The sequence below is a fragment of the Streptomyces sp. NPDC058000 genome (genome assembly GCF_042886435.1).
Classification (GTDB): domain Bacteria; phylum Actinomycetota; class Actinomycetes; order Streptomycetales; family Streptomycetaceae; genus Streptomyces.
The window spans coordinates 100813-111611 of record NZ_JBHVQS010000006.1; the positions used below are offsets into that span (position 1 = coordinate 100813).

The following is a 10799-nucleotide window of genomic DNA, read 5'->3' on the forward strand; positions in this document are numbered from 1 at the left end:
TGGCGTGGGGCCGCTTGCGGCGGGGACACGGGGGTGCTCCGCGGCATGGCCTACGCCCATTCACCGGTCAGGGCAGGCTCGTTCGACGCACCTGTACCGCCTCGGTTCGGCGAAGAGACGCGACAGGCAGCGGAGTTCAACCCCGTGGCGCCATCCAGGCCGGCTGGCGCGACGCGGACCTCTGGTGAATACGATCAAGACTCGTCAGAGACCGACTACTGCCTGCGTTATCTGGGGGCTGGGATGAGGCGCGCCGTCACGGCGGCTGCGGCAGCAGCTGCGGCCTTCGTCATTGCGGGATGCTCGTCGAGCGCGGCGGGCAAGGACGCGCCGGGCGGAGCGCGGCGAGCGGCGTCTCACCACACTCGACGCCGCCACCAGGTGCCGCCCATACGACAGTGCCGACCGGCTCGGGGACGGCAAAACGACACAGCAGGACACGGTCATCCTCGTCGAGGACGACTGCACGGACTGCGCGACGCAGGTGCACCGAGGACATCCGCGCATGCTATCCACCGGCAACCAGCGCGGCCCCTTGGAATAGATCATCCAGGCCGGGGTCGCCGGCGGTCAGCTGTCGTAGTGGAGCGTGCCGTCCTCGTCCATGGTCGGATGGATCTTCGTCGGGCCGTAGTCGTCGATGTCCGACGGGCGAGGCGGCTCCGGGCCGTCGGGGCCGGTCCGGACCATCCGCTCGATACGGCAGATCTGGAACGCCTTGTCGCCCACCCGCGCCTCATTGGCGCGGCCGGCGGCCTTGAATTCCTCGGCGGCCTGCGCGTAGCGCTTCCGTTCCGCGTCGCTGAACTTGTACAGCTCGGGCCAGAATTCGACCATGGCGTCGGCGAGCAGCCGCCGCGCTTCGTGCGGGGTCGGCATCAGCGCTCCCCTCGGTTGCCAGCCTCCGAAGCGGCGTTCGGCCACACCGAAGCCGACGGGCAGCAGGACGACGTCCGGGTAGGCCGTGCGGGCGCGTTCGGACTCTTCGCGGACGGCGGTGGGGAAGCGCGCCCCGGAGTAGGCGAAGCCTTGGAGTGCGACTTTCATGGCGGCGGCCATGGGGCTGGTCTCGCGGCCGGGGACGAGGGCGAAGTCCCGGTCCGGTGACGGGGTGGTGTCGCTCCGGCCTTCCCAGGTGCGGTCGACCGGTTCGAGGTCGGTGGGCCTGGGTGGTTCCAGACCGGCCTGGCCGGTGCGGGCGAACTCGTCGCCGCGGACGATCCGGTAGCGGGCGTCGCAGACCGTCAGTTCGTCGAGTGGTTCGCGTTCCAACCGCGCGACCGCGGCCAGCAGTTCGCGCCGCACGACGGGATCGTCGGTGTCGTCCTTGGCCTTGAACCACAGGTGGGAGTTGAGCGTGTCCCGGGTGTCCTGCGGCGTGCCGTCCGTGACAGGCTTCAACAGGCGCCATTCCGGGTCGCGTTCGGGTTTCTGCGCGGTGGCCGCGGGGTCCGCGGTGCCTGCGGGGTCGAGGACGGCGAGACCGAAGACCGGGCCGCGGAGCGCCAGGTCCGGATAGCGACGGGACGCGTCCACGGCATCCGCCTCCGCGACCCACTCGGCCGGATCGTCGCGCCGCAGCAAGTCCTGGTGGAGTCGGTCGATCTGTCGCTTCCAGTCATCGGTCATGCGCGCATTGTGGCCGCTGTGCGCGCCGGGTTCGGCCGGAACGAGGGATGTGACCCCCTCCTGTGGGTGAATGTGCGGGAAAGTGTTGCCGCCCCGGGAACGGGGCAGGTCGCTGAAGAACCGAGAAAGGGACGGGATGGGCAGCGGAACGGGCATGGGTACGGGTGCGGTGACCAGCCGGCAGCGGGGGGACCGACCGCCGCAGGCACAGGCGGCGTTCGGGGTCGGCGTCATCGTGCTGGACGCGGACGGGCGGGTCCTGCTCGGTCTGCACCGCGCGGGGACCTGGGAGTTGCCCGGCGGCAAGGTCGATCCGGGTGAGGGCGTGCGGTCCGCCGCGGCCCGGGAGCTCCGCGAGGAGACCGGTCTGCGCACCGAGCCGGACGACGTGCGGGTCTTCGCGATGCTGCACGACGACGTCCACGGTCTGAACCGCATCACGATGGCGTCCCTCGTCACCCGCTTCGAGGGGACGCCGCACGTCGCGGAACCGCAGCACATCAGCCGTTGGGAATGGCACTCCCCCACGGCGCTGCCCGGGCCGCTGTTCACGCCGTCCGCGCAGATCCTCACCGTGTGGCGCCCGGAGTTGACGATCGCCGCTCCGGCGGCGCACCGGCTCGATGTGATGTGCGTCGGGACGATCTGACGGAGCTCCGGCCGGCTGGACGCCAGTGGATCGGATGCCGCCGGTGGATCGGATGCCGGTGGGCCGGATGCGGTGGTGCAGGCGCTGGTGGTGCGGGCGCCGGTGGGGGCGGGCGCCCGTGGGGGCGGGCGCCGGTGGTGCGGGCGCGGCCGCCGTTGACCATGGGGTCGGCGGTGGCCGCCGGAAAGTGGCTGCGAGCAGCCGGCCGGTCCGGCAATCATGAGGGCATGCAGACGACCTCAGCGCATCCGGCGGTGCACCGGCTCGACCTGGGCTACTTCATCCGGCCGGCGTCGGAGACCGGCGGCCCGGAGCCCCGGGTGGAGCCCGCGCTCGCCTACCTGGTGGAGCACGACCGGGGTCTGCTCCTCTTCGACACCGGCATCGGCGCCGCCGACCCGGAGACCGAGGCGCACTACCGCCCCCAACGCCGCCCGCTCCAGGCCGCGCTGGCCGATGCCGGCGCGTCCCTGGCCGACATCTCACTCGTCGTCAACTGCCATCTGCACTTCGACCACTGCGGCGGCAACCCCCTGCTGGCCGGGAAGCCCGTGCTGGTGCAGGACGTGGAGCTGGCCACCGCGCGGCGGGGTGACTACACCATCGACGAGCTGATCGACTTCCCCGGGGCGCGCTACGAGGAGTTCGCCGGCGAGGCGGAGGTCTGGCCGGGCGTCTGGATCGTGCCGACACCGGGCCACACCGACGGGCACCAGTCGCTGGTCCTCCACCGTCCCGACGGCACGGTGGTGTTGGCCGGCCAGGCCCATGACTTCGCCTCCCACTACGCCTCCGACCACCTGGCCCGCCGAGCCGCTCTGGACGGCATCGCGCCGCCGCTCCCCGGCTACCGCCCCTGGCTCGACCGGCTCGCCGCATTCGATCCGCGCCGGGTGTACTTCGCCCACGACTGCTCGGTCTGGGAGCCACCGCGCGCCGGATGACGGGTGCCACAGCGACGGGCGCTACGGAGACCGGCGCCACGGGGGCGGGTGCTACGGAGACCGGTACCACGGCACGGGTGCAACGGCACGGGTGCAACGGGGGAAGAGCCGTGGCCGTCGCGCTGATCGGCGCCGGCCGGCTCGTGCTGCTCTCCGTCCACCCCGCCATCCGGGACGCCGACCCCGAGCCGCCGCAGCGGGGCGGGCACCTGGTCCTGGCCGTCGGCGTCACCCCGGACCACGTGGTGATCCACAATCCCTCCGGACTCCCCGGCCGTTCCCAGGAGTTCGCACACGTCGAGTGGCAGGCGCTGGACCGGGTGTACGCCGGGCGCGGGGTCGTTCTGGGGCAGCCGGAGTAGGCCCGGCGTTCGCCCGCCCCGTCTAGTAATTGCTTGAGCAAGCAGTTAGGTTACCGCTGTGAACGGGTTCGAGTCGATGTCAGACGGCGCCTCCGCCGCACCCGCCGGCGACGCGGAGGACGAACGCTGGTGCATGGCGGTGCGGTTGCTGGGCCGGGTGGAGAAGCAGCTCGACGCCACCCTCCAACGCCGCCACGGCCTACCGCTGTCGGACTACCGGGCGCTGTGCGCGCTCAGCCGGCCGGACAGCGGGCCGGCGCTGCGCATGGGCGAACTGGCCGACCGGATCGGGCTGAAGGACAGCACGGTCACCCGCCTGATCGGCCGCCTGGAGTCCCAGGGTCTCGCCCGGCGGGCCGCCGCCCCCGGTGACGGACGCGCGGTGGCCGCCAGCGTCACCGAGGCCGGCCGGCAGCGGTACGCGGAGGCGACCCCCACGTACCGGGCGGCGCTCGGCGGGGCCCTGGAAGCCTCGATGGCCAACGTCTACCTCGCCGATCTCGCGGCCTGGGTGCGCACCGGCGAGTCGGCGGTGGGAAACACGCACCCCCCATCCGAAGGGAATCCGCAATGACCGCTGCCGTGGAGCACTACGCGCGCCTGCTCGCCGAGCACTACACCTGGATGCTGGGCGGCGACGTGCACGCCGCCGCCTCGGGCCAGCTCGCACTGTTGCGGAAGCTGGGCGTGCATGCGGAGTTCGGTGGGCCGGAAGGCTCGGGTGATTCGAGTGGTTCGGGCGATTCGGACGGCGGCAGTATCGCCGTCGATCTCGGCTGCGGCCCCGGGACGCAGGCCCTGGCGCTGGTCCGCCTCGGCTTCTCGCCCGTCATCGCCGTGGACACCAGCGAACGGCTGCTCACCGAACTCACCCAGGCACATGCCCGGACCGGGGGCGCCCCGGAGGCCCTCCGCCCCCTCCACCGGGACATCCGCGACGCCCTTCCCGAGGCGGCGCCCGCGGAATCGGTGGCGGCCGTGGTGTGCATGGGCGACACGCTGCCGCACCTGCCCACCAAGGACGACGTCACCCGGCTCCTCCGCGACATCGCGCACGCGCTGCGCCGCGGCGGCCACTTCGTCGCCACCTACCGCGACCTGACGGCGGAGCTGCACGGCGACGACCGCTTCCTGCCGGTCCGCAGCACGGACGACCGGCTGCTCACCTGCTTCCTCGAATACGTCGATGCGGACACCGTGCTGGTCCACGATCTGCTGCACACCCGCTCGGCGACGGGTTGGGAGTTGCGGACCAGCAGCTACCCGAAGCTGCGGATCCCGGCGCAGTGGCTGGCCGGGCAGTGCCGGGCCGCCGGTCTGGAGGTCCGGCACGACGAGACCGGGCCGCGGGGGCTGCGGATCCTGCACGCCGTCAAGCCCTGACCCGACCTCGCGGGCGCGCCCCTGCCCCGTATGGGTGATGGTCAACTCCCCTCCCTCCAAAGGAACATGGAACAACGTACGGAGGGCGGGGTGGCGGGTATGCGGGAGAGCGGCAGCGCACGGGACGGACACCGGTGTGCCCCGTTGGGGGCCATCGGTCTGGCGCTCGCGCTGGCCGCCAGTGTCGCCGGCATCGCCTGGGCGGTCGGCCTCGACGAGACCGGCGTGGAGGTCGCCCCGCCCGGCATCGACATGCTCCGCCCCGCCGCCACCCCCGCTCCGGCACCGTCGCCCCCTCGTACCTCGCCGGCCCGTCCGTAGCGCCGGCGGGGCAGGTGACGCCCGGCCGCGGCACGCCCGGCGCGGCGTGCCTGTTCTCCTCTCGACCGTCCTGAAGTATTGGGGCAAAAGGTACGTACGCCCGCACAGGCCAGTGGGCGCATCGTCACCCGACGCACCCGACGCAGCAGAACGAGGGCACGCCCCATGGAGATGCACAAGCCGCCCGCACACGCCGCGCCCCGGAATCCCGGTCTGAAACGAGACATCGGGTTGATCGGGCTGATCTGGGCCTCGGAGGGGTCCATCATCGGATCCGGATGGCTGTTCGGGGCGCTGTTCGCGGCGCAGGCGGCGGGCACCGCGGCGTTGGTCTCCTGGGGCATCGGGGCCGTCGCCATCATCATCCTGGCGTTCGTCCACGCCGAGCTGGGGGCGATGTACCCGGTCGCGGGCGGCACCGCGCGCTTCCCGCACTACGCGTTCGGCAGCGCGGCCGGCGCGTCCTTCGGCTGGTTCTCCTGGCTCCAGGCGGTCACCGTGGCGCCGATCGAGGTGATGGCGTCCCTGAACTACCTCAGCGTGCACGCCCCCTGGGTGCAGACCGGCAAGAACCACCTCACCCCGGCCGGGTACGGGCTCGCCGTCGCCTTCATGGCGTTCTTCGTGATCGTCAACTTCTTCGGCATCAGATGGCTGGCCCACACCAACAGCGCGGCGACCTGGTGGAAGATGGCCGTCCCCGTCGTCACCATCATCGTGATGGGGACCGCCGCCTTCCACCCCGGCAACTTCGGGTACCAGGGCTTCGCGCCCTTCGGCGCCAAGGGCATGCTCTCGGCGATCAGCACCAGCGGCATCATCTTCGCGCTCCTCGGCTTCGAGCAGGCCGACCAGTTGGCGGGCGAGAGCCGCAACCCGGCGCACGACATCCCGCGGGCGGTCATCGGCTCGATCCTGATCGGCGTGCTGGTGTACGTGGCACTCCAGGCGGTGTTCATCGGGGCGCTCCCGCACAGCGCCTTCGCGCACGGTGGCTGGGCCGATCTGTCGTTCAGCGGCAAGGCGGGGCCGTTCGCCGGCCTCGCCACCTCCGTCGGACTCGGGTGGCTGGCGACGCTCCTCTACATCGACGCGGTCATCTCGCCGTCCGGGACCGGCCTGATCTACGTGACGGCCACCTCCCGGATCTCGTACGGGCTGTCCCGCAACGGCTACGTGCCGGCGGTGTTCGAGCGCACCACCAAGCGCGGTGTGCCGTGGTTCGGTCTGCTGGTCGCCTTCGTCATCGGGCTCGTGGTCTTCCTGCCGTTCCCCACCTGGCAGAAACTGGTCGGCTTCGTGACGTCGGCGAGCGTGCTGATGTACGCCGGTGCCCCGCTCGCCTTCGGGTGTCTGCGGAAGCAGGATCCGGACCGGCCGCGGCCGTACCGCCTGCCCGGTGGGCTCTTCTGGGCCCCGGTGGCCTTCGTCGTCGCCAACTTGATCATCTACTGGGCTGGTTGGGACACGCTGTGGCGCCTCGGCGTGGCGATCGTCCTGGGCTATCTGGTCCTGGGCGGCTCGGCGCTGCTGAAGCTCAACCCCAAGGTCCCGCACCTGGACTGGCAGCACGCGCAGTGGCTGCCGGTGTACCTGCTGGGCATGGGGGTGATCTCCTGGCAGGGCGGCTTCTGCAGCACCGGTCCGGCGTCCAAGGTGTCCTGCGGTGCGACGGACACCCTTCCGCTGTGGTGGGACATCGCGCTGATCGCCGCGTTCAGCCTCGTCATCTACTACTGGGCGCAGGCGGTACGGCTGCCGGACGAGGCGACGCGGGAGTACATCGGGTCGGTGGAGGTGGTCACCGGGGCGTGAGCTCTCCTGGCGTGGCGGCGGCACGGGAATCCGTTCGGAAACTGGGCTCGGCGCGGCGGGAATTGGCCCCGTGGCGGGGTGGCACGGGGTGTTGGGCGGTGATTCCGGTGGCGGTCGGCGGGGTGCGCCGCGGGCCTCGGCGGGGCGCGTCGGACGGGCCGTGGGGCGCTTCGGCCGACGGGTCCGACCTGGTCGTTCGGCGCGGTGACTCGTACCCTCGGCCGGCAGGGCGGCGCCGGGGAACCGGACCTGACGGACGGAACGGGACGGGGTGGGCCGATGGGCGCGGCAGATGGGTTCGTGGAGCCGGAGCGGGCCGGCGGCGACCGGCGGGTGGAGCGGAACATCCGGACGGTGGAGGACGTACTCCGGCTGCTGGACGGGCTGTTCGCGCCGGCGGCCGACCGCTGGACGGCGGATGCGGCGGCCTGGTGGGACGGCTTCTACGCGGACCGCGACCGTCCGGTGCCGTTCTTCGTGGCGAAGCCGGACGAGAATCTCGTCGACTACCTCGACCGCGGGCTGGTCACCGTCGGCCGCGCACTGGATCTGGGCTGCGGTCCGGGGCGCAACGCGCTGCACCTCGCCGCGCTGGGCTTCGAGGTGGATGCCGTCGACCTCTCCCCGGCCGCCCTCTCCTGGGCCGAGGACCGCGCCCGCGAGGCGGGGGCCGTGATCCGCTTCCACTGCGGTGACGCCTTCGCCGCGCTCGCCGACCCGGGCGGCACCGCGAGCGGCGAGCTGGGCGGCCCGTACGACCTGATCTACGATTCCGGCTGCTTCCACCACCTGCCGCCGCACCGCCGGATCAGCTATCTCGCCCTCCTCGACCGGGCATTGGCCCCCGGCGGCCGCTTCGGCCTCACCTGTTTCGCGGCCGGGGCGATGGGTTCCGAGCTGCCGGACGCCGACCTCTACCGCGGGGCCGGCCTGCACGGCGGCCTCGCCTACACCCCCGAGGCGCTGCGCGCGCTCTTCGCCGGGCTGACGGAGGTCGAACTGCGCCGGATGCGGGACGAGCCACCGGAGTCCCCCTCGTTCGGGGAGGCGTTCTTGTGGACGGCGCTGTTCCGGCGCAGTTCGCCCTCCGTCAGGCCGAACGCACCGACACACCGCACGTTTTCATAGTTGCGCAACTTTGCGGAGTACCCTCCTGCCTGTCGTGGCTCCGTCCGGACAGGAGGCCCTGGTGAGCGCCGTCAGCTTTCCCGTGCGCGGGACCACTCGCGCCAAATCGGCCTGGGGCCGGATCCTCGGGCGGGGGTCCCTGATCCGCCGGCTCGACTGGATGTTGTTCGGAGCGGCCTTCGCGCTCTCCGCGATCGGGGCGCTGCTGGTCTTCTCCGCGACCCGCGGCCGGATGCAACTCAACCAGGGCGACCCGTACTTCTTCGTCGTGCGGCACCTCATCAACACCGGGATCGGGCTCGCCCTGGGGGCGCTCACCCTCTGGTACGGCCACCGGCGGCTGCGCGACACCGCAGCCATCCTCTACGCCGTGGCCGTGCTCCTGGTGGCACTGGTGCTGACACCGGTCGGTGCCACCATCAACGGCTCCCGGCGGTGGATCGTGATCGGCGGCGGCATGTCCATCCAACCCGCCGAATTCGTCAAGGTCGCCATCATCGTCGCGATGGCGGTGGCGCTCACCGCCCGGGTGGACGCCGGTGACCTGGCCGAACCGGACCGGCGGGGCATCATCCGGGCGCTCGCCCTGGGCGGGTTCCCGGCGGTGCTGATCCTGCTCACCCCGGACCTCGGGCAGGTGCTGGGCATCGCGGCGATCGTGCTGTGCATGCTGATCGCGGCGGGAGCCCCCAAGCGGTGGATCCTGGGCCTGCTGGGCGTCGGTGTGGTCGGCTGCCTGGCGGTCTGGCAGTTCCACTTGCTGGACCAGTACCAGCTCAACCGGTTCGCGGCGTTCGCCGATCCCGCGCTCGATCCGTCCGGCGTCGGCTACAACACCAGCCAGGCACGGATCGCCATCGGCGCGGGCGGACTGACCGGCTCCGGGCTCTTCCACGGGGCCCAGACCAACGGCCAGTTCGTGCCCGAGCAGCAGACCGACTTCGTCTTCTCGGTCGCCGGGGAGGAACTGGGCTTCCTCGGAGCGGGCCTGATCATCGCGCTGATCGGGGTGGTGCTGTGGCGGGCCTGCCGCATCGCGCGGCAGTGCCCGGACCTGTACGGCACGGTCGCCGCGGCCGGGATCGTCGGCTGGCTGGCCTTCCAGGCGTTCGAGAACATCGGGATGAACCTCGGCATCATGCCGGTCACCGGCTTGCCGCTGCCGTTCGTCAGCTACGGCGGGTCGTCGATGTTCGCGGGGTGGGTCGCCATCGGGCTGCTCCAGTCGATAAAGGCCCAGCGGGTGATGTCGGCCTGACCGCCCGGGCCGGTACGCCACGGCCCGGCGGGGTGCGGAACCCCCGCCGGGACCGGCTCGCACCGGCCGTCTACCGGGCGGCGAACAGGGCGCGCAGATGGCTGCCGTTGGCGACGGCTATGACGCCCAGCAGGCCGAGCCCACACACGCCCTGCTCGACCTTCAGCCACACCGGGAACGGGCCGGGGACGGCGATGACGAGGACGATGGCCGCCGCCATGAGGGGGGCGACGATCCGCAGCCTGCGGTAGGCACCCCGGGAGCCGCGGGCCGCACGGACGGTGAAGGTGTACGTCAGCAGGGCACTGGCGGCGACGATGCTCGCGCGCACCCAGACGGCGTCGTTCACGACGGCGGCGTCGCCGCGGAGCAGGTAGATGGCCGCGAGGGTGAGCACGCTGAGCGCGAGGTAGCCGCCGACCAGCAGCTTCATACCGCGGAATGCCTTGAGGCTGCGGGGGTGCCGCAGCGCTTCGGCGGGAACCGCGGCGGGACGCGGGCTCCGGGCGTTCATGACAAAGGTCCCTTCTGCTTCCGGAGGGGCGGCGCACCCCTCCCTGCGATCACCTCCAGCATCCGACCGCCGCGGCCGCCGTTCATCGACCCGGCGGACGACTCCGACGGCGCCGCGCCTCAGGGGGCGGTAAGGGACAACCCGTACGGGCAACCACGACCGCGTCTCGGGGTCGCCGCGCTGCGGGTCGGAGGCGGTGGGAACTCCTGCGGAGTCGACGGGACAGCACGGCGCCTCCGGGCGCACCGGGCACCCAACCCGGCCGCATTGCAGCAGCGTTGAGACATTCCACGCCTCACTCCAGGCGCGGCTGCCTCTAGAATCCTGCGGTAACGCGAAAGGTGGCTCATGACGATCACGGGGGACGTCACCGTCGTCGTGCACGACGAGAACGTCGATGACCAGGAACTCGACGAACTGACGCGGCAGTTGCACGAGGAACTGCTACGCCTCGACCTGCCCGACGTCGAGCGCGGGCAGACCGCCGGTGCGACCGGCGGCAAGAGCGGGCTGCTGGCGTCGCTGGGCACGCTGGTGCTCAGCGGCGGCTTCTCGGTCGCCGTCCTGCGATCGGTCACCCGCGTCGTGCGGGACGTGATCCAACGCAGCGGGGCCCGCAAGGCCGTCCTGGTCAGCGGGAAGAACCGGCTGGAGATCCAAGGAGCGTCGAAGAAGACCACCGACGCGGCGGTGGAAGCCTGGATCCGGGCGGTGGCCGAGGGCCCCGACGCCGCGCCGGGCGGAGCGGCGGGGCCGTCGGCGCTGGAGGGCACCACGGGGGACGCCTGATGGCGCG

Annotated in this window: 13 protein-coding genes; 10 read left to right on the forward strand and 3 right to left on the reverse strand. The window is 72.0% G+C overall.

Going from position 1 to position 10799, the window contains the following annotated elements; translation table 11 throughout:
• Window positions 1-289: 289 nt before the first annotated feature.
• Together ACFVT2_RS09085 and ACFVT2_RS09090 are read right to left on the reverse strand one after the other, a co-directional pair.
• Complete coding sequence (locus ACFVT2_RS09085) at window positions 290-499, reverse strand: NUDIX domain-containing protein (protein WP_390014087.1); 210 nt, start codon at window positions 497-499, stop codon at window positions 290-292.
• Window positions 500-570: 71 nt separating this feature from the next.
• Window positions 571-1629, reverse strand: coding sequence for a DUF5954 family protein (locus tag ACFVT2_RS09090; RefSeq protein ID WP_390014089.1), 1059 nt, complete (start codon window positions 1627-1629; stop codon window positions 571-573).
• A gap of 154 nt (window positions 1630-1783) precedes the next feature.
• On the opposite strand from ACFVT2_RS09090, the gene ACFVT2_RS09095 reads away from it, so the two are divergent.
• The 9 genes from ACFVT2_RS09095 (at window position 1784) to rodA (ending at window position 9489) form a co-directional block, all read left to right on the forward strand.
• The gene (locus ACFVT2_RS09095) at window positions 1784-2278 is read left to right on the forward strand and encodes an NUDIX hydrolase (RefSeq protein WP_390014467.1); all 495 of its coding nucleotides are present in this window, start codon (window positions 1784-1786) and stop codon (window positions 2276-2278) included.
• A gap of 227 nt (window positions 2279-2505) precedes the next feature.
• Complete coding sequence (locus tag ACFVT2_RS09100; protein WP_390014092.1) at window positions 2506-3222, forward strand: N-acyl homoserine lactonase family protein; 717 nt, start codon at window positions 2506-2508, stop codon at window positions 3220-3222.
• Between the two features lie 110 nt (window positions 3223-3332).
• Window positions 3333-3584 carry a hypothetical protein gene (locus ACFVT2_RS09105; RefSeq protein ID WP_390014094.1) on the forward strand — a complete coding sequence of 84 codons (252 nt, stop codon included), beginning with the start codon at window positions 3333-3335 and terminating at the stop codon, window positions 3582-3584.
• Between the two features lie 58 nt (window positions 3585-3642).
• Window positions 3643-4158 carry a MarR family winged helix-turn-helix transcriptional regulator gene (locus ACFVT2_RS09110; RefSeq protein ID WP_390014097.1) on the forward strand — a complete coding sequence of 172 codons (516 nt, stop codon included), beginning with the start codon at window positions 3643-3645 and terminating at the stop codon, window positions 4156-4158.
• Entirely contained in the window at window positions 4155-4967 is an 813-nt protein-coding gene (locus ACFVT2_RS09115; RefSeq protein WP_390014099.1) for a class I SAM-dependent methyltransferase, read from the forward strand. The genes ACFVT2_RS09110 and ACFVT2_RS09115 overlap by 4 nt, the downstream gene beginning before the upstream one ends.
• A gap of 66 nt (window positions 4968-5033) precedes the next feature.
• Window positions 5034-5288: a hypothetical protein gene (locus tag ACFVT2_RS09120; protein WP_390014102.1), complete on the forward strand. Its 255-nt coding sequence runs from the start codon at window positions 5034-5036 to the stop codon at window positions 5286-5288.
• A 165-nt stretch (window positions 5289-5453) separates the two neighbouring features.
• Window positions 5454-7103, forward strand: a complete 1650-nt coding sequence (locus ACFVT2_RS09125) for an APC family permease (RefSeq protein WP_390014105.1) — start codon at window positions 5454-5456, stop codon at window positions 7101-7103.
• Between the two features lie 333 nt (window positions 7104-7436).
• Window positions 7437-8231 (forward strand): class I SAM-dependent methyltransferase, encoded by a 795-nt coding sequence (locus ACFVT2_RS09130; protein WP_390014469.1) that lies wholly within the window; start codon window positions 7437-7439, stop codon window positions 8229-8231.
• A 58-nt stretch (window positions 8232-8289) separates the two neighbouring features.
• Complete coding sequence (rodA, locus tag ACFVT2_RS09135) at window positions 8290-9489, forward strand: rod shape-determining protein RodA (RefSeq protein ID WP_390014472.1); 1200 nt, start codon at window positions 8290-8292, stop codon at window positions 9487-9489.
• A gap of 70 nt (window positions 9490-9559) precedes the next feature.
• On the opposite strand, the gene ACFVT2_RS09140 is transcribed toward rodA, so the two are convergent.
• The gene (locus ACFVT2_RS09140) at window positions 9560-10003 is read right to left on the reverse strand and encodes a hypothetical protein (RefSeq protein ID WP_390014107.1); all 444 of its coding nucleotides are present in this window, start codon (window positions 10001-10003) and stop codon (window positions 9560-9562) included.
• A gap of 348 nt (window positions 10004-10351) precedes the next feature.
• Between ACFVT2_RS09140 and ACFVT2_RS09145 the strand changes: the two genes are divergently transcribed.
• Window positions 10352-10792: a hypothetical protein gene (locus ACFVT2_RS09145; protein ID WP_390014109.1), complete on the forward strand. Its 441-nt coding sequence runs from the start codon at window positions 10352-10354 to the stop codon at window positions 10790-10792.
• Window positions 10793-10799 lie beyond the last annotated feature (7 nt).